We start from the raw sequence: 22,730 nt of genomic DNA, 5'->3' as shown, positions 1-22,730 counted from the left end.
CGTGGCGGCGGCATCCGATCGCCTGAAGGCCTGGCGCCGCGGACCGCGCCTGGGGACGGCGTACTACAACGAGTACCTGCCCGACCCGTCGCGGCTCGAGGCCGACCTTCGACTGATGACGGATGCGGGCATCACGTGCATCCGGGTCGGCGAATCGGTGTGGTCCACATGGGAACCGCGTGACGGCGAATTCGATCTCGAGTGGCTGACGCCCGTGCTCGACGCAGCGCACGAGCACGGGATCGACGTGATCCTGGGCACTCCCACGTACGCCGTGCCGCCGTGGCTCGCGCGTGCGCACCCCGAGCTCGCGGTCGTGCGCAAGGACGGCAGCACCGTGCCCTGGGGCGGCCGCCAGGAGGTGGACTACACGTCGGAGCTGTTCCGCGGATACGCGGAACGCGTCATCCGCGCCGTCATCGGCCGGCATGGCCGGCATCCGGCGGTCATCGGCGTGCAGCTCGACAACGAGGCCGGCCTGCATCTGATGCACAACGACCACGTCGTCGGGCACTTCCGCGACTGGGTCGCCGACCGCTACGGCGATGTCGACATGCTCAACCGCGCATGGGGGCTGACGTACTGGTCGCACCGCATCGCCGAGTGGGACGAGCTGTGGTCGCCGTCGGGCAACACCACCCCCGCCTACGACCTCGCCTGGCGGCGGTTCCAGGCCGAGCTGACCGCGGACTTCATCGGCTGGCAGGCCGACCTCGTCCGCCCGCTCGTGGCCGAAGACACGTTCCTCACGACCTGCATCGCCTATCAGCGGCCGGCCATGGACGACGTCGCCGTGGCCGCGCGGCTCGACATCGCCAGCGGCAACGCCTACCACCTCGCCCAGGACGCGATAGACCTCGAGCGCGAAGGGGCGGGCGGCCAGTGGTACGCCGACGACGTGCCGCAGTTCGTGCTCATGGCCGACCGCATGCGAGCCTCCCGGCAGGGGCCGTTCCTCGTGACAGAGACGGGTGCGGCCTCCATCGGCCCCGCGTGGCTCACCCGCCCGCCGTACGACGGGCAGCTGGCCCAGGCGGCATGGCTGCTCGCCGCGCGCGGGGCCCGGCTCGTGTCGTACTGGCACTGGCACACGCTGCACTCGGGTGCCGAGGTGCACTGGGGCGGCATCCTCGGTCACGACCTCGCACCCGGGCGCATCCACGCCGAGATCGCCGGGATCGGCCGGCAGTTCGCGGCGGCGGCGCCCTGGCTGACGGATGCCGAACCCGACGCCGACGTCGGTCTCGTGTACGCGCACGACAGTGAGTGGATGATGACGTTCGAGCCGCCGCTCGCGCGTGGCACCGATGCCGACCGCGGCTCGTACGGGCGGATCGTCGGCGCGTTCGGACGCGCGGCGGTCGACGCCGGACTGCAGGTGGGAATCGTGAACGACCGGCAGCTGCCCGGCGCGGGCGACCTCGTGCGGCTATACCCGGTGCTCGTCGTGCCGGGGCTCATCGCGGCATCCGATCCGACCCTCGACACGCTCGTCGAGTACGCCCGCCTCGGCGGACGGCTCGTGATCGGCCCGCGCACCGGGTACGGCGACGACGAAGGCCGCATGCGACCCGTGCGGGCGCCCGCGATCGTCGGACCGGCGGCCGGCGTCGGCTACCGGGAATTCGCGGCGCTCGCCGAGCCGATCGAGGTCGAGCGCGACGGCGTGGTCGCCGGCACCGCGCACGGCTGGGTCGACGGACTCGAGCCCGACGGCGCCGACGTCGTCCTCGGGTACCGGCATCCGCTGTTCGGCCGATGGGCGGCCGTCACGCGCCGGGGCGTCGGCGCGGGCACGATCACGACCGTCGGGACGCTCCTCGACCGTGCCACGCTGGCTGCCGTGATCACGGATGCCGCGAACCGGGGGAGCCGGGCGCGATGCGCACGCGGCGATTGCGCGCCCGGGTGCCTCCGCCATCCTCGCGGCGCGGCCGGCCTCGGTCACCGCGCACTCCCTGACGGGCGGTCGGGGTCGCGTGTGGGTGGTGCACAACTGGTCGCCGCAAACCCGCACGGTGCGGATCGCGGCGGACGCGGCATCCGTCCTCGACGACGCCGTGCACCGGGCGGGCACGGAGGTCGCGCTCGCACCCTGGGATGTGCGGGTCTGGCGGGAGGTGCGCTCCGGCATCGGGGTGAGCGCTCCCTCCTCCTGAATCAGTGAAGACGGTTGAACGCGGTGCGGGGACCTTCGCGCGCGGAGGTCACGGAGTGCGGCGGTAGTCGCGGGGGGCGACGCCGAGCAGGCGCTTGAACGTCCGGCCGAAGTGAGACAGGTCGCGGAAGCCCGCGGTGGCGGCGATGTCCGCGATGCTGCGATCGGTCGTGCGCAGGAGGGTGGCGGCGTAGCCGATCCGCAGACGCGCGACGTACTCCGAGATCGTCTCGCCGGTCGAGGCGGCGAAGGCACGCGAGAGGTAGGTGCGCTCCAGGTGCACCCGTGCCGCCAGGTCGGCGAGACTCTGGTTCTCGGTGAAGGAGCGATCCAGGTGCGCGCGCACCTCGTCGACGGCGACGTCGGTGCGGCTGCGGCTGCTGCGGGCGGGGAGGAAGCCGTGGGCCGTGATCGCCCGCGCGCACTCGACCAGCAGCGCCCGCCGCAGGGCCGCGACACTGTCGCCCGTGCCGGGCCCCGGGCGAAGCGTCTCGCGTTCCAGCAGTTCGAGCAGTGCACGGGTCGAGGCCACATCGTCGATCGCGACCTGGGGGAGCCGCACGCGGGGTGCATCGCCCAGGGGCAGGAGGGCGGCGAGCGCGCGGTCCAGTGGCGGCGACAGCGGCAGGATCGGATGCGCGTCGACGTCGAGGTAGACGTTGACGACCTCGAGCGCATCGCCGTCGGTGACGAGCCCGTGGCGCTCTCCGGTGCGGGTGACCGCGAACGACGGGCCGGTGATCGCGTACTCGGTCTCGTCGAGGACGTGGCGGCCGGTGCCGCGCAGCACGAAGGTGAGCAGGACGACGTCGACCCCGTGGAGGTCGAGAGTGGGACTGACGAAGTCCATGAACCTCTCGGCCGCGATGCCGTGCTGTTCGAGCGTGGCGTGGCGCCCCCGGACGCGGGAGTCAGGCACGGCCGTCAACATCCTCCGACATGACGTCAACATACACGTGGAATACGCCGTTGAATCGGCGGATATTGCTCTCATGACGATCTTCGCCGACACCACGGCCTGCGTGGGCGCGGGCCAATGCGCGCTCGTGGCGGGCACGCTGTTCGACCAGGACGATGACGGCATCGTCGTCGTGCTCGACCCCGACCCGACCGCCCAGGACGAGATCGCGGCGGCCGTGCGGGCGGCATCGCTGTGCCCCGCGCGGGCGATCCGCGTGGCGGACCGATGACGCATGTGCTGATCGTCGGCGCCTCGGTCGCGGGGCTGACGACAGCCGAGAGCCTGCGTGCCCAGGGGTTCGACGGGCGCATCACCCTTCTCGGCGCCGAACGCCACGCACCCTACAGTCGCCCGGCCCTGTCGAAGCAGGTCCTCTCCGGAGAGTGGGATGCCGCTCCGATCCGCGGCGGCGCCGAGCTCAGCGGGCTCGACGCGACCTTCCGCCTCGGCCGCCGCGCGACGGGGCTCGACCCGCGGCGACGCGAAGTGGCGGTCGGTCGCGAACGGATCGCCTACGACGAGCTGGTGATCGCCACCGGCGCAGTGCCGCGGCAGCCGTTCCGGGCGTCGCAGACGCTGCGGACGATCGAGGACGCGCACCGCCTGCGCCGCCTGCTCGCGCGGGGCGACCGGATCGCGATCATCGGCGCGGGGGTGCTCGGCTGCGAGGTGGCCTCGTCGGCGCACGCAGGGGGATGCGCGGTGACTCTGATCGCCCGCGGCGAGGGGGTGTCGCTCGGCGGCCTCGGGCCGCCCCTCTCGGAGCGCGTCGGCGGCCTGCTGCGCGAGAACGGCGTCGAGCTGCGCACCTGGGCGCACGTCGTCACTGTGGACGCCGCCGGCGTGCGCCTCGCCGACGGCACCATCGTCGGCGCGTCGGTCGTCGTGAGCGCCGTCGGCTGCACCCCCGCCGTCGAGTGGCTGCGCGGCTCCGGCCTCGAGATCGCCGACGGGGTGGTCTGCGATGTGAACGGCCGCGCGGCCGACGGGATCCACGCGGTCGGCGATGTCGCGGCCTGGACCGATCCGTCGGACGGCCGTCCACGACGCACCGAGCACCAGCAGACGGCGATCCTGCAGGCGCAGGCGGTGGCCCGTGCCATCGCCACCGGTGCGGCGTCCCCGCCCATCGAGCCGTTCTTCTGGACGACGCTCTTCGGCACGCGCATCCTCGTCCACGGCACGGTGCGTCCCGACGCCGAGCTGCACGTGATCGCGGGCGAGGGTGACGGCGACCGCTTCGTCTTCGCTGCCCGGCGCGAGGGGCGCGTGGAGGCGCTCGTCGGCTGGAACATGGCGCGCGAATTCCGGCTGGCCCGGGCCGACCTCCTCCGCGCCGAAGGGAGTCTCGTATGACCGGATGCCCGTACCACGAGCGTCGCCTCCCGACCGACGGCACGCCTCTCGCGCCCTCGCCGGCGCTGGCGACCTGGCGCGACGAGGCGCCCGCGACGCCGCTGCGCTACCCCGACGGGCCCGACGGACTCATCGTCACCCGGCATGCGCTGGCGCGCGATGTGCTGGCGGACCCGCGGTTCACCGTCGCGGTCCACCGATTCCCTCACCCGCAGGAGGGGACGTACCTCGACGATCTCGACGAGGCCGGACACGCCGCCCTCGCCGCCTCGAACCTGCTCGCGCTCGACGGCGATCAGCACCTCCGCATGCGACGGGCGATCATCTCGCAGTTCTCGATGCGGGCGGTGCGGGCGCGTGAGGATGCGGTCGCCGCCATCGTTACCTCGCAGCTCGCCGAGTTCCTCGCCCGTGACCAGCCCGCTGACCTGTTCGCGCACTACGCGACGCCGATCTCGATGCGCACGCACTGCCTCGTCCTGGGCGTGCCCGACGCGCTGGCGCCGCGGTTCGGCGAGCTCTTCGTGACCGGAACGTCGACGACTCAGGAGAAGTTCGACTACATCCGCGACCTCCTCGCCGGGAGGGAGGACGCACCCGGCGACGACGTGGTCACCCACCTGCTGCAGGGCGAGTGGACGCGTGCCGAGGTCGAAGGGATCCTGCTGGTCCTGATGACCTCGGGCCGCGATTCGGTGGCGTACCTCATCGCCACGGCGATGGTGGCTCTGCTCACCCATCCCGACCAGCTCGCCATCCTGCGGGACGATCCCGCGGCCCTCTCGGGAGCGATCGAGGAGTTCATGCGGGTGGGCGCGATGTTCGTCACGCTGTTCCCGCGGACGGCGCGGGAGGACCTCGAGCTGCACGGCGTCGCCATCGCCGCCGGCACGACCGTCGCCGTCTCTCCCGTCGCCGCGAATCACGATGAGCGGCAGTACGAGGATCCCGACATGTTCGACGTCACCCGCGACGCGTTCGGTCATCTCGGGTTCGGGCACGGGCCGCACGGCTGCGTCGGCCAGCAGCTCGCGCGCCTCGAGATCCGCGAGGCCGTCGGACAGCTGCTCGCCGCGGCTCCCGGCATCCGTCTGGTGCATGCCGAGCAGCTCTCCCCGCTGCCGTTCGCACATCCCGTCGCGACATACGAAGCCGGCGCCGTCGAGGTCGCGTGGAGTGCCGCCGCTCCCTGAGCGGGCGTCAACGGGACGCGGTGACGCCCGTGCGTGCGGCGGCGGCGAGTGGGGGCGCGGCGGCGTCAGAGCGGCAGGAACGACCCCGGCGGCACCTCGGCGGTGCGGGTCTCGCCACCCGGAAGGGTCACCTCGACCTGTCGCGCGCGATCGTCCAGATTCGCGAGGAGTACGGTGTCACGCGCGCCGGCGCCGCTGTCGCTCCCGCCGTCGGCGGTGCGGGCGCCGAGCGCCCACACGAGACCGTCGGGGGAGTCGCCGCGCAGACCCGGCGCACCGGCCATCGCGGCGAGAGCCGAGACTGCGGCGAGCGCGGGAAGCGGGGTGCCGTCGGCCGTGCGGACGCCGCGCGGCCCCCATTCCTCGAAGTAGGCGAGCGTGGCGACGCCGGGCACGGCGAGGGCGGCGGCGCTGGCGATGGTCCAGGCAGCGAGCTGCGGTGCCGACTGCCGCGGGTCGACCGCGTCGAGCAGTGCCGAGCCGTAGCCGTCGCGCAGGTCGTCGTGCTCGGGCATCGGCGGGGGAGTCGTCGCCACGTCGTTGAAGTGCGGACGCAGCGAGATCGGGCCGATGTGCACCGGGATGCCCGCGGCGATGCGCACGCCCTGCGTCGCGACGATGCGCTGCATCGGCAGCGACTCGACCAGCTGCGCGGTGCTGAGGCTGTGGAACAGCGGCGTGCTGCTGAACACGATGCCGGCGAGCCCGCGCGGCAGGCGATGGTGCTCGCGGTTGAGCTCGGTGAAGTGCGAGCGCACTCCGCCGACCACAGCGATGTCGAGTCCCGCCTCGGTCAGCGCGTGGCGCAGCCGGGCGATCGCGTCGAGATCGGAGACATGGCGCGCCGGGCCGGTGGGCCGGAAAGCGGTGACGCGCGCGACCGGGAGGCCCCGGAGCGCGTGCACGGCTTCGTCGATGCTCGCGGGGTCGGACTCGTCGAGCACGAAGCGCACATCGAGCGGGCGCGGCGCCGCTTCGTCTCGGTCGCTCTCACCCGGCGACCCGGGGCTGCTTTCGGCGCGATCACGGCCGGCGGCGCGATCGAGGGCTGCGCGCCAGTTGCGGGTCGCGAGGTCGAGCTCGACGAGCACCGTCGCCGGCCAGGCGCCACCATCCGCCGGCCACCGGTCCGCCGGGGCCGGGTCGGGCGCGGTCGAGGCCGAGACGCCGATCGCCGGGAGCGGCGGCCCCTCCTCGAGCCGGATGCGGGCCACGGGATCGGGATCAGCGGTCGTGGGAGTGCCCGACACGGCGATGTCGATCGTCTGCACGACCCGTTCGCCGGCGGCGAGCGTGTACGGGAAGGGCAGGGCGAGCGGGCGGCTGTACGTCTTGTACGAGGCATCCGTCCAGTTGCGCTGGTCCTCCATCTCGAAGACGTCGCCGGTGAAGCGCACGTCCACCTCGAGACCCCCGCGCGACCACGAGAGTCCGGCGATGTCGAGCGCGGGCTGGTGCGGGCTGATGCGCTCGGGGAACTGGGAGTGGACGACCGTTCCGTCGGAGTGCCGGACGCGGACGGCCGCACCGGCCAGCGCGGGCGGGTGCAGCACGACCAGGCCGGTGCGGTTGGTCGCGAACTCCGTCCGCGACTCGAGGTCGGTGAGCACGCGCAGGCGCCCGGGCCCCCGCACCTCGGCGCGGACGATGCCGCTCAGGTCCGCGCCGAGGCCCGCCGAGTGCACGTGCAGCGTCAGTGCGAGGTCGGATGCGGCGACGCGGTCGACCACCAGGCCCGCCGTGTCCCAGTTGCGGTCGCGCACGACGGCGCGCACCGACCGCAGCACGACGTGCCCGTCGTACGCGATGTCGGCGAATTCGTCGTCGCGCAGCTCGAGCGACCACGCTCCGCTCTGCCACCGGTTCCCCGGCCCTCCGCCCCACACGTCGCTCATGCGCTCCATCCTCGTCCTCGCCGCGGGCTGCCGCTGCTCCGCTGCCACGATTCGCGTGCTGCGGCGACCGCTTGCGACAGCGGAGCCGCCCCGAGGGGCGGGGCTTGCGCGGCGCTCAGATCGTCATGCCCCCGTCGACCGCGAACAGCGCGCCCGTCGCGAACGCGGCGTCGTCCGACGCGAGGAACACCATGATCCCCTCGACATCTCCCGGCGCTCCGGCGCGGCCCATCGGAATGCGGCCGATGATCGCCGCGCGCGCCTCCGGGTCGCTCGTGATCGTGGTGACCAGTGAGGTCTCGGTATACGCCGGAACGACGGTGTTGACCCGGATGCCGCGATCGGCGTACGCCGCCGCGACCGTGCGTCCGAGGCCGTGGATCCCCGCCTTCGACGCGCTGTACGCGGTGAAGTCGCGGCCCTCGCCGTTGATCCCGGTCGGGCTGCCGGTGAGGATGATCGAACCGCCGCCGCTCACGAGCATCGACCGGACCGCGTGCTTGACGGTGAGGAAGGTGCCGGTCAGGTTGATGTCGATCGTGCGCTTCCACACGTCGAGATCGAGGTCGGCGGCGGCCGCGTCCTGCCCGAACAGCTGCACGCCGGCATTGGCGACGACGACGTCCGGCGCCCAGCCCTCGGCGCCGAGCAGTCCGAAGGCGGCTTCGACCGACGCCTCGTCGGAGATGTCCATGACGGCAGCCCGGGCGGAGGGGCCGATGGCGTCCGCGGTCTCGCTCGCCGCAGCGGCGTCCCGGTCGGCGATGATGACGCGCGCGCCCTCACGGGCGAACCGCTCCGCGACGGCGCGGCCGATGCCGGTGCCCGAACCGGTGACGAGGGCGGTCTTGCCTTCAAGTCTGGTCATCGTCGTCCTCAGCGCTCGATGTGGTCGAGGTGCAGCATCCGTGCGAGGTTCTTGTCGAGCTCGTCGTCGCGGAAGATCTTCTTCCAATCCTCCTTGATGATGCTCTCGCGGCCGTAGTCCATCGCGATGAGGCAGGCGTCCGAGAACGGGTTGTCGCCGCGGAGGCCGTTGGCGAGGGCGACCTGGGTGTGGCCGTACAGGATGCTGCGCGCAGCCGCCTCGGGGACGCCCATCGTGTTCACGGCCTCCTGCAGGGCCTCGTTGAGCAGCGCGCCGATCATGCACGCGACCGTCTCGACGAGGGTCGGCTCGAGCTGCGCGAGCTGCTTGATGGTGACCCAGTGGACGTCGATCACGGGTGCGTAGATCGCGCGGACGGTCGCCTCGACGATCGCCTGCTTCTCGGGGTCGTCGGACTCGATCGCGGCGATCGCGTCCTGCGGTGCGGCGATGCCGCCGAAGGTGTCGGCCCACTCCTCGGGCGTCTGGCGCTGCAGGAAGATCGACGGGTGGCAGGGGTGCGCCACCGCTTGGATGACGTCGTCGCGGGTGGTCAGCAGTCCGGCGTACGCCGCGGCGGGGTCGAGGGTCAGCACGATCGCGCCGGCCTTGAGCTGCGGCACGAGGTCGGCGGTGACGGGTCCGAGCGCGAGGTCCGGCACCGCCAGCACGACGATGTCGGCGTCGGCGACGGCGGTGGCGGCATCCGTCAGCTCGCGGCCTGCATCGATCGTGCGCTGCTGGCCGGCGGGCGAGTTCTCGACGTACGCGACCTGGTGGGCGGTCTTGACGAGATTGTCAGACACGCGCATGCCCATCTTCCCGCCGGCGCCGACGACGGCGATCTTGTACGTCTCGGTCGAGGTGGTGCTCATGTCGTGCTCCTCAGATATTCGATGGTTCGGCGGGTCCATTCCCGCTCGGTGCGGACGGTGGTCTCGGCGTCTCCCTGCCAGGAGAGCCAGTGCTCGACGATCTCGTTGACCCCGCGTTCGCGGGGCCGGACGGTCTCGAGCAGGTGGGGGTAGTCGTGCAGTCCTTCGCCCATCGGCGCGCCGCCGTAGGTGAAGCCGACCCAGCCGGCCTGGCGGGCGAAGGCGAAGTCCTTGACGTGCACGTTCTTGACGTGGGGGGCGGTGGCCTCGACGCAGTCGCGCGGCAGCTCGAGCCGCGCGACGACGTTCGCCGGGTCGAGACAGATGCCGAGGCGCGGACTGTCGATGCGTTCGACCAGGCCGACCAGATCGGCGGTCGCGAGCTGCTCGTACGTCTCGAGGGCGAGGTCGACGCCAGCGGCCTCATAGGCCGGCAGCGCGGTGCGCAGCCATTCCTCCGCCTGCGCGATCGTGGGGCGGGTATCGGGCGAGTAGAGCATGCTGCGCACGAGGCGTGCATCGAAGACGCCGGCGAGGCCGAGGAAACGCGCCAGCCGGTCGGGCTCGATGCCCTTCGTGCCCAGCTCGATCGCGATGCCGAGGTCGCGCGCGGCGGCGGCGGCATCCGTCAGCTCCGCGTCGCTCATGGACTCGAGCGGGGCGTAGTCGCAGATCTGGAACAGCTCGATGCCGAGCGCCCGGGTCGCCTCGAGAGCGTCGACGAGCGACAGCGGCTCGGGCACCTGGTCGGAGTGCTGCCAGAAGAAGGCGTACGTGCCGAGGCCGATCATGCGCTCGCCCCCGGCGTCTCGCCGTGGGACCCGAGCTCTCCGTGAGACCCGGGCGCGGGGACGAGACCCTGGGGTTCTCCCACGGTCTCGTCCATCCACTGGGGTTTCGCCGGATCTGACGGTGCGGTGCGGGTGCGGGCGGACGCGAGAACGCCGGCCTCGTCGAGCACCGCGAACAGGGCGTCGGGGTCGTGGGCGAAGCGGCCGAGGAACAGGCCGTCGACGCTCTCGCCCAGGCGGGTGAGCAGGCCCGGGCCCGCCGACCCGCCGTAGATCACGACGCTGCCGGCGCGCGCCGGGTCGGCGTCGAGCGCGCCGCGGAGGGAGCGGGTCACGGTGGCGATGTGCTCGTCGGGGGCGGGCTCGGCCGCGCCGATCGCCCACACCGGCTCGTACGCGACGATGACCGGGCCGGCCGGCACGCCGTCGAGGTCGGCGGCGAGCTGCTCGACGTTCGCCAGCGCCGCAGCGGGGCTGCCGAGGCGCTCGGCCTCGCCGATGCACAGCACCGGCGTGATGCCGTGCGCGAGCGCGGCGGCGGCCTTGGCGGCGGTGACGGCGTCGGTCTCGTCGAACAGGCGGCGGCGCTCGGCGTGCCCGATCTCGGCGACCGCGACCCCGACCTCGGCGAGTTCGGCCGCGGTGACCTCTCCGGTGTACGCGCCGGGCGCGAACTCCGAGACGTCCTGTGCGCCGATCAGCGCCGGGGTGCCTGCGAAAGCTTCGAGCGCCGCAGGGATCTGCAGGTACGTGGGGATGACGAAGAGCCGCACGTCGCCGGCGGTCACGGCGGGATGCGCGGCCGCGCGGCGCGCCACATCGGCGAACCACGTGCGGGCGCGCTCGTGCCCGAAGTACGTCTTCAGGCTCACCCCGACCGTGACCCGCGGGTGCACGAACTCCGCAGAGTCGCGCGATTCTCGCAGAATCCGCGCGGAATCCTGCGAGATCGGTGCGTCCCTGCGGAGTTCGTGCCCGCTCATCAGCAGGAGCCCGTGTTCTCGAACTCGTCGATGACGGCGACCTTGTCGGCCGAGGCCGACGACGTGTCGAAGCGGTAGGTCAGCCATTCGCGGACCAGGCGTCGGGCGAGCTCGACGCCCACGACGCGCTGGCCCATCGTGAGCACCTGCGCGTTGTTGGAGAGCACGCCGCGCTCGACGGAGTAAGAGTCGTGGGCGGTGACGGCGCGGATGCCGGGCACCTTGTTCGCCGCGATCGCGACGCCCAGGCCCGTGCCGCAGATCAGCAGGGCGCGGTCGGCGGTGCCGGCGGCGACCTGCTGCGCCGCCTCGATCGCGACCTTGGGGTACGGGGTGTGCCCCTCCGCGTCCACGCCGACGTCGATGACGGAGGCGACGCCGGGGTTCTGCTCGAGGTCCTTCTTGAGGATCTCCTTGTAGTCGAAGCCGGCGTCGTCCGCGCCGATCACGATGCGCAGGGGCTGGGCGGTCTCAGGCTGTGCCATGAGCGTTCTCCTTCATTGAGGTCTCGGCCGTGTCGACGGCGAGTGTGTCTGCGATGGCGGTCACGATCAGCGCGAGCGAGATCGCGCCGGGATCGGGCGTGCCCACGCTGTTCTGACCGTGCGTGCGGGCGCGACCCATGCGGGGCAGCAGGTCGACGGTCGCAGCGGCGGCGCGGGTGGCGGCATCCGCTGCCGTCCGCCACGCGTCGGTCAGCCGGGCGCCGGCGTCGACGGCCTGGGTGAGCGTCGAGGTGAAGGGCACGAGCGCGTCGACGAGCGTCTTGTCGCCGACCTCGGCCTTGCCGTAGTCGGTGACGCCTCGTGATCCGGCGGCGACGCCGGCAGCCACGGCTGCGGCGTCGGGGCGGCCCTGGTCGCCCAGTTTCGCGGCGACGGCGTTCAGGATGACGCCCCAGAGGGCGCCGGAAGTGCCACCGGCCTTGTCGGCCCACGCGTCCGCCGCCCGCGCCAGAGTGGTGCGGGCGCCGGCTCCGCCATCCACCGCGGTCGCCGCGGCGGCCAGCGCGGCGTGCGAGCCGCGCTGCATGCCGATGCCGTGGTCGCCGTCGCCGGCGATCGCGTCCAGCCGGCCGAGTTCGTCGACGTGGGCGTCGACGGTGTCGGCGATCGTGCGCACGACGGCCAGCACGGTCCCGGCAGCGGCACGGGATGCCGCGTCGCCGGGCTCGATCACATCGGCGACATCCGCCGCGGTCGCTGCGTCCGACCGCTCCTGCGGAGCGACCGAGCCGCGCCGGTAGGCGGGGGTGTCGACCGGGGTCTCCCACAGCGACTCCAGTGCGTCGTCGAGCCAGAACAGCGTCAGCGACGTGCCGGCCATGTCGAAGCTCGTGCAGTACTCGCCCACGTGCGGGTCGACGATCTCGATGCCGGCGTCGGTCAGCAGCTGGGCGATCCGCCGGTAGACGACGAACATCTCCTCGTACTTCAGCGAGCCCAGGCCGTTGAGGATGGGGACGACGCGGGCCCCCCGGACCGCGTCGACCCCATCCGGCACCTCGGCGAGCAGCTTCTCGACGAGCAGTTCCGCCAGGCCGTCGGCCGTGGGGATGCCCGTCTCGTCGATGCCGGGTTCGCCGTGGATGCCGAGCCCGATCGCCATCCGGCCTTCGGGAACGGTGAACAGCGGGTCGTCGGCGCCGGGCAGTGTGCAGCCGGTGAACGCGACGCCGAACGACCGCGTGCGCTCGTTGGCGTGCTGCGCGAGCCGTGTGACCTCGGCGAGGTCGGCGCCCGCCGCCGCGGCGGCCCCGGCGATGCGGAACACGGTGAGGTCGCCGGCGATGCCGCGGCGCTTGTGCTTCTCGTCGGCCGTGGCGCTGAAGATGTCGTCGGTCACCGTGACGGTCTCGCACGCGATGCCCTCGGCGCGCAGCCGCTCCTGCGCCGCGTCGAAGTTGAGCACGTCGCCGGCGTAGTTGCCGTAGGTGAAGAACACGCCGCCACCGTTGTCGGCGGCCTTCGCCACCGCGTGCACCTGCTGCGTCGACGGCGAGGCGAAGAGGTTGCCCATCGCCGCACCGTGCGCGAGCCCCGGACCGACGAGCCCGCCGAACGCGGGGTAGTGGCCCGACCCGCCGCCGATCACGACGGCGACCTGCCCTGCCGGCGAGGTGGTGCTGCGCACCACGCCGCCCGGGACGCGGCGGACGTAGCGGCCGTTGGCCGCGACGAAGCCGTCGATCATCTCGTCCGCGAAATCGGCGGGCTCGTTCCACAGGCGCGTCATCGCGCGTCGCCCTTCGGGTCGGCCGCGGCCCGCAGAGCCTCCGCGTCGACGGCGGTGTCGTCGGTCGTCGTCTCGTCGACCGTGACCGGGTTGATGCGGTTGCTGCGGGCAAGCAGCACCATGAGCACGGCCGACACCAGCATGACGAAGCCGACGATGAACATCGGCACCTCGTACCCTCCGGTCCAGTCGTGCACGGCGCCCGTGACGAACGGCGCGGAGAAGCCCGCCAGGTTGCCGATCGTGTTGATGAGCGCGACGCCGGCCGCGGCCGCGGCCCCGGTGAGGAAGCGGGTGGGCAGCGTCCAGAAGTTCGGCAGGGCGGCGAAGATCGCACACGCCGTGACAGTGATGACCGCGATGGTCGCCGCGGGTGAGCCGGCGAACAGGGCGAGCGGGATGCTGATCGCACCGGCGATCGCAGGCCCTGCGATGTGCCAGGTCTTGAGGCCCCGCTTGGACGCGTCGCGCGACCAGAAGTACATGACGATCGCAGCCGGCAGGTACGGGATCGCGGTGATGAGACCCTTCTGCAGCGTGTCGAAGGTCTGGCCCGTCTGCGACTGGAAGCCCTCGATGATCGTCGGCAGGAAGAACGCGAGCGCGTAGAGGCCGTAGATGAAGCCGAAGTAGATGAACGACAGCACCCACACACGGCCGCTCTTGAAAGCGAAGCGCGCCGAGACGTGGCCGTGCTCCTTCTTCTGCGTCGCGGACGTCTCCTTCTGCAGCGCGTCGGTGAGCCAGACCTGCTCGTCGCGCGTCAGCCACTTCGCGTCGGCCGGCTTGTCCTTGAGGTAGAACCACGCGATGACGCCCACGACGATGGCGGGGACAGCGACGCCGAGGAACATGAAGCGCCAGCCCTCGAGCCCGAGGGCGCCGTGCTGCTGGATGAGCCAGCCGGCGAGCGGGGCGCCGATGACGGTGGTGAGGGGCTGCGCCAGGTAGAAGAGCATGAGGATGCGACCGCGGTACTGCGCGGGCACCCAGAGGCTGAGGAAGAGGATCGCCCCGGGGAAGAATCCGGCCTCGGCCACACCGAGCAGGAAGCGCAGCACGACGAGCTGCTCGAAGTTCTGCACCCAGGTGAACAGCAGCGCGACGATGCCCCAGCTGACCATGATGCGGGAGAGCCAGCGCCGCGCGCCGAACCTGTGCAGGGCCAGGTTGGAGGGCACCTCGAGGAGGATGTAGCCGATGAAGAAGACGCCCGACGCGAACCCGAACTGAGCGGCGCTGAGGGCGAGGTCCTCGTTCATGCCGTTGGGGGCGGCGAAGCCGATCGCGGTGCGGTCGAGGTAGTTGATGAAGAACATCAGCGCCACGAACGGCACGAGGCGCGTCGACACCTTTCGGATCGCGGAGCGCGCGACGGGCGGCGCGTCGGCGACGGTCTGATTGTGGTCCACGGTGACTCCTGCTCATCGACGGTGATCGAGGTGGTTGACCGCACCATTGTGACAAACCGGTTGACCAATTGCAAGCCGGTGCGGATGCCGAGCCTCCATCGATCCGAGCCCGCGGGGCGTCAGTCGATCCGATCGTGCGGGGCGTCCGCGATCTCGAAGTCGAGCGTCTCGCCGCCGGGGCTGGTGGCGCGGATCCGCACCTCCACATCGGCGAAGCGCTGGGTCCACACGTCGGCCGCGCCGGCGTGAGCGGCGATCGCCTCCTGTGCGTCGGAATCGTCGAAGCTCTCGTAGACGATCCACCGCCCGCGCCCCACGCGCTCGCTGTTCGCGTGCTCGCCGCCGTACAGCCACGCGGCGACGAGCACCGTCGCGCCGGCGTCCGCTCGCGCCCGGAGCGCGTCCAGCGTCGCTCCGGGCAGGCGGCTGCCGGCGACGACGATCAGGCCGGCATCCGCGAGCTGGTCGGGGCGCACCAGCTCATCGAAGACGAGCACGTTCCGCGTCGCCTGGAAGAGGCCGTGCAGACGGGTCTGCTCGGTCGCTCCCGCGTCGAGCGGGAACCGCGACCGCTCGATCCCGTTGAGCTGATGACGCGGGAAGTCATAGCCCGGGATGTGCAGGCAGCTGCCGTGGCCGGGCAGCTGCCCGTGGCTGAGAGCGTGCCACGCCCCGAAGACGCTGCCCGCCGCAGCGGGCGCCGTCGCGGCGCGGTTGCCGAAGGGGCGCTCGCCGCGTCCGAAGTCGCTGTCGTCGGCGTGGACGAGGGCGATGTCGGCGCGTGCGTCGCGGTGGCTCCAGCGAAGCGGATGCCGCGGCACGAAGTCGCGCACGAACTCCTGCCACACCTCGCCGTGGGCGGTGCGCTCGAACGCTCCCGCGCCGCGATGGCGCACCAGCACGTCGATGTTCTCGACGAACAGCCGGGTCGGCGCGAACAGGTAGGCGAGCCGCAGGGCGGAGGCGAACTCGGCGGGGGAATGGCCGGGGAAGCCGGGCGCGCGCGTGAGCCATGGCCCCACGTCGGGACCCCAGAGGTCGGCGCAGATCCAGAGCTCGCGGTCGTACTGCCGTGCCGCGCCGAGCGCGGTCGCGAGCTGCAGCGGCTGGAAGGACTCCTTCATGACCTTGGGCGCCGGAGTCATCCCGGCCCGCGCGAGCGTGTGGAACATCACCGGGAACACCTGCTCGGCGAGCACCGGGACACTCCCGCCTCCCGAGTCGGCGACGGCGGCGTCGACATCCCGGACGATGCCGCGGACCGTGGTGTCGATCACGGCGATCGCCTCCTCGGCGCCGAGCCCGTCGGTCTGCCCGAAGTGGGGCAGGTGCGCGTCGGTGCGGTACTGGTCGGCGTGGATCTGCAGGTGCTCGGGCTCGTCGTACAGCACACCGGCCAGGCGGCCCGAGGCGGCGGCATCCCGCAGCAGGTCGAGCGGCAGGTCGTGGCGGTTGGTGCCCTCGACGTACGGGCCGTTGATGTTGCCGTACTCGTTGCCCAGCACGACGTCGATCCCGGCATCGTCGAGGTCGCGCAGCAGCGCGGTGTGGTCGTGCACCGTCGGGATAACGTGGTGCACGTAGAAGTCGGCGCCCAGCTCGCGCAGCGCCGCGACGAACTCTCCCGGAGTCGGCGCCGGATCCTGGGACGGGATGGGGATGCCGGTGCCCGTGCGCATGATCGCGTCCGAGGCGTCGCCGGTCCAGGGGTCCTGGAAGGCGACGACCGGTCCCTGGATGCCGAGAGACGGCCGGGGAGCCGGCGAGGCGGGAAGAGCGGCGGGAAGGGGAGCGGATTCGGCCACGGGACTCCTCTGTGGTCGGTGACGAAGTGCGGGGCGGGCGCGACAGCCCGCCCCGCACGACCGTCGCTACTGGCTGCTGACGACGACGTCCATCTCGGCGAAGAACTGCGTCACGGCCTCGTCGACGGTCATCGTCCCGAAGTTCAGCTCCTCGCCGAGTTCGCGGAACTTCTCGTGCAGCGAGCCGTAGCCGACGATCGGCACCGGCGGCGCGGCGCCGAGACGGTCGGCGATCGATGCCTCGTAGTCCGCGATGGTCTGGCTCAGCTCGTCGAGGTCGGCGGACTCCCGCGCCGTCTCGGAGGCGGGGAGACCTCGGTTGGTGCCGAAGATCTCACCCGACTCGGGCGAGTTGATGAGGAAGTCGATCAGCGTCGCCGCCGCAGCCGGGTGCTCCGAGTTCGAGGCGATCGAGTACATCTGCGAGGCCTTCAGGTACAGATCCTTGCCGTCCTCCACAGAGAGCGGCGGAGCAATCAGCTGGATGTCGTAGCCCTCGCCCAGGTTGGCGAGGAACCCGGCGCCGGTGTTGTCCCACGTCGCGTCGCTGGCGCTCAGCGCGCTGTCGAACGCCGTCAGCGGCTGCACCTCGGCGATGCGCTGCTGCGGGACCAGCTGGCCGGCGTCGCGCTGAGTGGAGACGGAGTCCCAGAACTCCGCGAGCCGCTCCTCGTCGAAGCCGGGGGTGCCGTCCTCGTCGAACAGGTTGTCGCCCTCGGCGCGCAGCTGCAGCTCGAAGTTCTCGATGCGTCCGGTCGGGTCCACGCCGCCCCACACGTCGACGCCCGCGGCCTTCCCGGCGTCGCTGACCTCGGCGATCCAGTCGTAGTAGTCCTCCCACGTGCCGTCGGTGAAGGCCTCGACGCCGAGCTGGTCGAGCAGCGTCGTGTTGAGGAACATGCCCCACGAGTTCGTCGAGAGGGGCACGGCCGTCGTGACATCGTCGACGACCCCGGCCGACAGCACCTGCGGATCGATCGCGTCGGTCTGGATGATGGTGCCGAGATAGGGCTCGAGGTCGAGCAGCGACCCGCTCTGCGAGTACTGCCGCAGGTACGCCAGGTCCATGGTCACGACGTCGGGCAGCCCCGAGCCGGCGGCCTCGATCTGCCGCTTCTCCCAGTAGTCCGTGGGCGCCAGGAAGATGATGTCGACGTCGATGTTGGGGTGCTGCTCCTCGAAGACCGCGATGGCCTCGTTGTACAGCTCGGCGCGCACGTCGTTGCCCCAGAACGTGAAGGTGATCGAGACCTCCTCGTCGGGGTCGAGGGTCGGCTGCGTGCCGGCCGGCGCGCCGGAGGCGCATCCCGTCAGTCCGACCAGGGCCGCCAGTGCCACCCCCGCCGTGCCCGCCATGAGCTTCCTGCTCCGGAACTTCATCGTGATCGCCTCTCGTCATCGAGCGTCAGGAAACGTTTTCTCACGAACCCGTGAGAAAGGCGACCATCGTCGCCTGTCGACAGTCTGACAAACCGGTTGACCGAAAGCAATCCCGCGGATGCCGCGACTGCCGTAGGTTGTTCGCATGCCCGCCTATCCCGACGACCGCTCGGCCGAGATCACTGCCGCGCTCGGCGCGCTGCCCAGCGGGACGCCGGTGTCGGAGGTCGCTCGCCGGCTCATGGACCTGTTCACGAGCGGCGATCTCGAGGCTGGAACGAGGCTTCCGCCCGAGCGCCAGCTCGCGTCCACCCTGGGCGTCGGCAGATCCGCGGTGCGCGAGGCGCTCGCCGCATTGGAGATCCTCGGCATCGTCGACGTCCGTCCGGGCTCGGGCACGTACCTGCGCGGCACCGCCAGTGAGCTGCTGCCGCAGACGCTGCGGTGGGGGCTGCTCATCGGCAGCAAGAACACCGCGGAGCTGCTCGAGCTGCGCTCGGGGCTCGAGATCTACGTCGCCCGCCTCGCTGCCGGTCGGGCTGCGGCATCCGATCTGTCCTCGCTGTCGGGCTCGCTCGCCCGCATGCGCAGCGGCGTCAGCGACCTCAAGTCCTTCGCCCGCGCCGACCTCGACTTCCACAACGCGCTGGCCACCGCCGCCGGCAATGACACGCTCGTCGACCTGCTGCACGTCGTGCGCTCGCTGCTGCAGGTGTACGCCGATCGAGCGGTTCATGACGACGCCGAGGCCCGCATCGCGATCGACGAGCACGGGGCCGTCTTTCGGGCGATCGAGGCGGGGGACGAGGATGCCGCCGCCTCGGCGATGGCGACGCACATGGCGACCGCTTCCCAGCGCCTCGCCGCAGAAGCCGCTCCCTGAGCCCCGTAGCGAGCAGTGCCCGTATCGAGCAGTGAAGGAGGCGCCATGGCGCGCAACTGGGCCGGAACCTACGAGTACGCCGCGCCGCGGATCGTCGACGCGACGTCGATCGACGACGTGCAGCGGGTGCTCCGCGAGCCCGGGCGCGTCCGCGCGCTGGGTACACGCCATTCGTTCACCGACCTCCCCGACACCACCGGGACGCTCGTGGACGTGACCGGCTTCGCGGCCGAGTTCGAGCTCGACGAGGCCGCGCAGACGGTCACCGTGCCGGCCGGCATCCGCTACGGGGTGCTGGCGGTGTGGCTCGATGACCGCGGCTGGGCGCTGCGCAACATGGGCTCGCTTCCGCATATCAACGTCGGCGGCGCGACGGCGACCGGCACGCACGGGTCGGGCGATGCGAACCCCGTGCTCTCGGCGTCCGTCCGCGCCCTGCGCTACGTGGGCGCCGACGCCGAGCTCCGCGAGGTGCGCCGCGGAGACGCCGACTTCGACGCGCTCGTCGTCGGCCTCGGCGCGTACGGCATCGTCGTGTCGCTGACCCTCGACATCGAGCCCGCCTTCCGCGTCCGGCAGGACATCTACACCGGAGTCAGCTGGGATGCCGCGCTTGCGCACTACGACGAGCTCACCTCTGCGGGTTACAGCGTCTCGGTGTTCTCGCGGTGGGAGGAGCCGTCGGTCGGCTACGTGTGGATCAAGACGCGCCTCGACACCGACGACGACGTCGTGCCCGACACGATCTTCGACGGCGTCCGCGCGCTCACCGGCGACTCGCCGCTCGGAGTCGAGGACAACGTCACCGAGCTCGCGGGGGTCCCGGGGCCGTGGATGCTGCGACTGCCGCACTTCCGCCTGGACGCCCAGCCGTCGTTCGGCGACGAGATCCAGAGCGAGTACTTCGTCGCCCGCGCCGATGCGCCCGCCGCGCTGAACGCGGTGCGGGCCCTGGGCGACGGCATCCGTCCCCATCTCATCTGGACCGAGCTGCGCACCGCCGCAGCCGACGAGCTGTGGCTGAGCCCCGCCTACCGTCGCGACGTCGTGATCATCCACTTCACCTGGTTCAACCACCCGGACGAGGTCGCCGCAGCCCTCGGGCGCATCGAGGCGGCGCTCGAGCCGTTCGACGCCCGGCCGCACTGGGGCAAGCTGCACGGCTTCGACCGTGCCGCCATGGAGCGCGTCCACCCGCGTCTGGCGGACGCGCGTGCGGTGTTCGAGCGTCTCGACCCCGACGGACGCTTCACGAACGCGCACCTCGAGAGGGTCGGGGTCCGCGAGCCGCGCTGACCGGGGCACGTCGTCGCGTCGCGCGAGCCGTCGGGATTGGTCAACCGGTGTTACAGTTGCCGACGAGATCGTTCGTGACGCCGCGGCGAAAGGGAAGTCGACGATGACGCAGATTCCGAGCGCGAGCACCCGCCCGGCGGACAGCCCGCCGAACCGGTGGAGCCTCGGCGAGACGCCCTGGCAGCAGATCCCGCCCGTCGGCGGGCCGCGTGCGCGCGTCATCATCGACAACGACTTCGCGGGCGACCCCGACGACCTCTACCAGCTCGTGCATCACCTGCTCTCGCCGAGCGTCGACATCCGAATCGTGGTGGCTTCGCACCTGCGCGCGGACGACCCGTTCGACCCTTCCGGCCGCAGCGCGCAGAACGCCGAGGCGGTGGTCCGCGACGTCTTCTCACGCATGGGGCTCACGTCGACCGAGGTCATCGTCGCCGGGGCGGATGAGCCGCTGCAGGACCGCTCGACCCCGCGTCCTGCGCCGGCCGTCGACGCCATCATCGCCGAGGCCCTGCGGGACGACGTCTCGAGCCCCCTGTTCTACGTCGCCGGCGGCGGTCTCACCGACATCGCCTCGGCATTTCTGACCGAGCCGCGCATCGCGGAGCGCCTGACACTCGTGTGGATCGGCGGCGGCGAGCATGAGGGCCTCGCCGTGCCGCCGCCGAACCCCATGGCGATCGAGTACAACCTGCTCATCGACCCGGTTGCCGGGCAGGTCGTGTTCAACGACTCGACGATCCCGCTGTGGCAGGTGCCCCGGGACGTCTACCGGCAGTGTCTGGTGTCGGATGCCGAGCTGCGCATGCGCGTGGCGGCGGCGGGTCCGCTCGGACGCTACCTCTACGACGAGGTGGCCTTCGTGTGCGCGATGGTCGCCCCGCACCTGGGTGGCGCGTCGGAGACGTACGCCCTCGGCGACTCGCCGCTGGTGCTGCTCACCGCGCTGCAGTCGGTGTTCGAGCCGGATCCGTCGTCGAGCCGGTACGTGGAGCGGCCGACGCCGGCGCTAGGCGAGGACGGGGCCTACAGCGATGTCGCCGGCGCCCGCCCGATGCGGGTCTACACCTGGGTCGACACGCGGCTGATGTTCGAGGACATGTACCTGAAGCTCGCCGAGTTCGAGCGGTGGCAGGGGGGCGTTTCATGACCCCCACGACGACCGCGGCGCGGCCGCGGACGATCATCACCGCGGATCCCGAGCTCGACGACCTCAACTCGATGATCCGGCTGCTGCTGTACAGCAACGAGCTCGAGATCGAGGGTCTGATCTACGCGAGCAGCCGGTTCCATTGGCGCGGCGACGGGGCGGGCACGACGTTCTTCCTCCCCGACCGCGAGTACGACGAGCCGCAGACCTCGTGGCGGTGGGCGCCCGGCGAGAGGTTCATCGACGACGCGGTCGACGCGTATGCGCAGGTGCACCCGAACCTGGTCGTGCACGATCCTCGCTACCCGAGCCCCGAGCGGCTGCGGTCGGTGATCCGCGAAGGCAACGTCGCGTTCGAGGGCGACATGTCCGAGGAGTCGCCCGGTTCGAGGCTCATCGCCGACGCGCTGCTGGACGACCGTCCCGGTCCGGTGTTCCTGCAGCTGTGGGCGGGGCCCAGCACCGTCGCCCGCGCCCTCCTCTCCATCGAGGAGCGCTTCGGCGGGTCGGACGACTGGGAGAGGGTGCGCGCCGAGGTCTCGGCGAAGGCCGTGATCACCAAGTTCGCCTCCCAGGACGCCAGCTACGACGAGTACATCGCACAGGGCTGGCCCGGCATCCGCGTGGTGGAAGTGGCCACGCTGGCATGGGGTTACATGGCGCGCCGCACCGTCCCCGCCGCCGACCACCGCCTGCTGAGCGCCGACTGGATGCGTGAGAACGTCACCAGCGCCGGGCCCCTCGGCGCGCTGTACCGCGTGTGGGGCGACGGGCGCCAGATGGTGCCGGGCGACGTCACCGACTACTTCCACCTGTCGGGACACACGGCGCAGGAGCTCCGCGATCTCGGCTACCAGGTCTGGATGGACCCGCAGCCGGCGGGGGAGTGGATCTCGGAGGGCGACACCACGAACATGCTGAACCTGCTCGTGCCGGGGCTCCGCAGTCACGAGCACCCCGCGTTCGGCGGCTGGGGCGGCCTCGCCGTGCGCACCGACGACGGCGCCGATACGTGGGCCATCGCGGACTCCGGTTTCGGTCGCGGTGGCGACGAGGCGTCCGTCACCCGCTGGTTCGCGGACGCGCAGGCCGACTTCGCCGCGCGGCTGCGCTGGAGCGTCGCCGCCCGGTACGAAGAGGCGAACCACCACCCGCGGCTGCGGATCGAGCAGGGCACCGACCTCGGAGTTCCGGCCGGTGGCGACGTGTCGCTGACCGCGGTCGCGGACGATCCCGACGGCGACGCCGTGCGGGTGCGCTGGTGGGTCTACCGCGAGGCGGGGACGTGCGAGGCGGATGCCGTGCTCGACGCCGCCGAAGGTTCGGCGACTGCCGTGCGCGTCCCGGTGGACGCACGGCCGGGCGACACGATCCACGTCATCGCCGAGGCCTCGGACGACGCCGGCGAGCACCCGCTCAAGGCGTACCAGCGCGTGATCCTCACCGTCACCGCCCCCTAGCGTCCCGCCCGTCTCCCTTCGGGGCTCGG

The 22,730-nt window shown here is 71.8% G+C and carries 19 protein-coding genes; 8 read left to right on the top strand and 11 right to left on the bottom strand.

Annotated elements, in window-relative coordinates; genetic code table 11:
* Window position 1: 1 nt before the first annotated feature.
* A complete protein-coding gene (locus Q9R08_RS14390) occupies window positions 2–2,167 on the top strand; it encodes a beta-galactosidase (protein ID WP_470365359.1) in 2,166 nt (721 codons plus the stop codon).
* 40 nt (window positions 2,168–2,207) lie between these two features.
* On the opposite strand, the gene Q9R08_RS14380 is transcribed toward Q9R08_RS14390, so the two are convergent.
* Window positions 2,208–3,077, bottom strand: a complete 870-nt coding sequence (locus tag Q9R08_RS14380; protein ID WP_308868789.1) for a helix-turn-helix transcriptional regulator — start codon at window positions 3,075–3,077, stop codon at window positions 2,208–2,210.
* Window positions 3,078–3,150: 73 nt separating this feature from the next.
* Between Q9R08_RS14380 and Q9R08_RS14375 the strand changes: the two genes are divergently transcribed.
* From Q9R08_RS14375 to Q9R08_RS14365, 3 genes are read left to right on the top strand one after another with little or no spacing between them, the layout of a single operon-like run.
* The gene (locus Q9R08_RS14375; protein ID WP_308868787.1) at window positions 3,151–3,348 is read left to right on the top strand and encodes a ferredoxin; all 198 of its coding nucleotides are present in this window, start codon (window positions 3,151–3,153) and stop codon (window positions 3,346–3,348) included.
* Window positions 3,345–4,475: an NAD(P)/FAD-dependent oxidoreductase gene (locus Q9R08_RS14370; protein WP_308868786.1), complete on the top strand. Its 1,131-nt coding sequence runs from the start codon at window positions 3,345–3,347 to the stop codon at window positions 4,473–4,475. Before Q9R08_RS14375 ends, Q9R08_RS14370 begins: the two co-directional genes overlap by 4 nt.
* Window positions 4,472–5,668: a cytochrome P450 gene (locus Q9R08_RS14365; protein ID WP_308868785.1), complete on the top strand. Its 1,197-nt coding sequence runs from the start codon at window positions 4,472–4,474 to the stop codon at window positions 5,666–5,668. The genes Q9R08_RS14370 and Q9R08_RS14365 overlap by 4 nt, the downstream gene beginning before the upstream one ends.
* Window positions 5,669–5,733: 65 nt before the next feature.
* Here the strand turns inward: Q9R08_RS14365 and Q9R08_RS14360 are convergent, their stop codons facing one another.
* From Q9R08_RS14360 to Q9R08_RS14315, 10 genes are all read right to left on the bottom strand, one after another.
* Window positions 5,734–7,563: a D-apionate lactonase family protein gene (locus Q9R08_RS14360; protein ID WP_308868784.1), complete on the bottom strand. Its 1,830-nt coding sequence runs from the start codon at window positions 7,561–7,563 to the stop codon at window positions 5,734–5,736.
* A 115-nt stretch (window positions 7,564–7,678) separates the two neighbouring features.
* Window positions 7,679–8,431 carry an SDR family NAD(P)-dependent oxidoreductase gene (locus Q9R08_RS14355; protein ID WP_308868783.1) on the bottom strand — a complete coding sequence of 251 codons (753 nt, stop codon included), beginning with the start codon at window positions 8,429–8,431 and terminating at the stop codon, window positions 7,679–7,681.
* Between the two features lie 8 nt (window positions 8,432–8,439).
* Complete coding sequence (locus Q9R08_RS14350; RefSeq protein ID WP_308868782.1) at window positions 8,440–9,306, bottom strand: phosphogluconate dehydrogenase C-terminal domain-containing protein; 867 nt, start codon at window positions 9,304–9,306, stop codon at window positions 8,440–8,442.
* Window positions 9,303–10,097 carry a sugar phosphate isomerase/epimerase family protein gene (locus Q9R08_RS14345; RefSeq protein ID WP_308868781.1) on the bottom strand — a complete coding sequence of 265 codons (795 nt, stop codon included), beginning with the start codon at window positions 10,095–10,097 and terminating at the stop codon, window positions 9,303–9,305. Before Q9R08_RS14345 ends, Q9R08_RS14350 begins: the two co-directional genes overlap by 4 nt.
* Window positions 10,094–10,969, bottom strand: a complete 876-nt coding sequence (locus Q9R08_RS14340) for a triose-phosphate isomerase family protein (RefSeq protein WP_308868780.1) — start codon at window positions 10,967–10,969, stop codon at window positions 10,094–10,096. The genes Q9R08_RS14345 and Q9R08_RS14340 overlap by 4 nt, the downstream gene beginning before the upstream one ends.
* Before the next feature lie 110 nt (window positions 10,970–11,079).
* Entirely contained in the window at window positions 11,080–11,565 is a 486-nt protein-coding gene (locus Q9R08_RS14335; protein ID WP_308868779.1) for a ribose-5-phosphate isomerase, read from the bottom strand.
* Entirely contained in the window at window positions 11,552–13,315 is a 1,764-nt protein-coding gene (locus Q9R08_RS14330) for a dihydroxyacetone kinase family protein (RefSeq protein ID WP_308868778.1), read from the bottom strand. The genes Q9R08_RS14335 and Q9R08_RS14330 overlap by 14 nt, the downstream gene beginning before the upstream one ends.
* Window positions 13,312–14,727, bottom strand: a complete 1,416-nt coding sequence (locus tag Q9R08_RS14325) for an MFS transporter (protein ID WP_308868777.1) — start codon at window positions 14,725–14,727, stop codon at window positions 13,312–13,314. The genes Q9R08_RS14330 and Q9R08_RS14325 overlap by 4 nt, the downstream gene beginning before the upstream one ends.
* A 119-nt stretch (window positions 14,728–14,846) precedes the next feature.
* Window positions 14,847–16,532 carry a hypothetical protein gene (locus tag Q9R08_RS14320; protein WP_308868776.1) on the bottom strand — a complete coding sequence of 562 codons (1,686 nt, stop codon included), beginning with the start codon at window positions 16,530–16,532 and terminating at the stop codon, window positions 14,847–14,849.
* Between the two features lie 66 nt (window positions 16,533–16,598).
* A complete protein-coding gene (locus Q9R08_RS14315) occupies window positions 16,599–17,912 on the bottom strand; it encodes an ABC transporter substrate-binding protein (RefSeq protein ID WP_308868775.1) in 1,314 nt (437 codons plus the stop codon).
* A gap of 145 nt (window positions 17,913–18,057) precedes the next feature.
* On the opposite strand from Q9R08_RS14315, the gene Q9R08_RS14310 reads away from it, so the two are divergent.
* The 4 genes from Q9R08_RS14310 (at window position 18,058) to Q9R08_RS14295 (ending at window position 22,701) form a co-directional block, all read left to right on the top strand.
* A complete protein-coding gene (locus Q9R08_RS14310; protein WP_308868774.1) occupies window positions 18,058–18,795 on the top strand; it encodes a FadR/GntR family transcriptional regulator in 738 nt (245 codons plus the stop codon).
* Between the two features lie 45 nt (window positions 18,796–18,840).
* Window positions 18,841–20,091 carry a D-arabinono-1,4-lactone oxidase gene (locus Q9R08_RS14305; RefSeq protein WP_308868772.1) on the top strand — a complete coding sequence of 417 codons (1,251 nt, stop codon included), beginning with the start codon at window positions 18,841–18,843 and terminating at the stop codon, window positions 20,089–20,091.
* 103 nt (window positions 20,092–20,194) lie between these two features.
* Window positions 20,195–21,241 carry a nucleoside hydrolase gene (locus Q9R08_RS14300; RefSeq protein ID WP_308868771.1) on the top strand — a complete coding sequence of 349 codons (1,047 nt, stop codon included), beginning with the start codon at window positions 20,195–20,197 and terminating at the stop codon, window positions 21,239–21,241.
* The gene (locus Q9R08_RS14295) at window positions 21,238–22,701 is read left to right on the top strand and encodes a DUF1593 domain-containing protein (protein ID WP_308868770.1); all 1,464 of its coding nucleotides are present in this window, start codon (window positions 21,238–21,240) and stop codon (window positions 22,699–22,701) included. Before Q9R08_RS14300 ends, Q9R08_RS14295 begins: the two co-directional genes overlap by 4 nt.
* Window positions 22,702–22,730: the final 29 nt, after the last annotated feature.

Source organism: Microbacterium psychrotolerans, from assembly GCF_031085295.1.
In the GTDB taxonomy this organism is placed as follows: Bacteria; Actinomycetota; Actinomycetes; order Actinomycetales; family Microbacteriaceae; genus Microbacterium; species Microbacterium psychrotolerans.
Note: the sequence above shows the minus strand (reverse complement) of the source record. Positions and strands in the feature narration are given on the sequence as shown.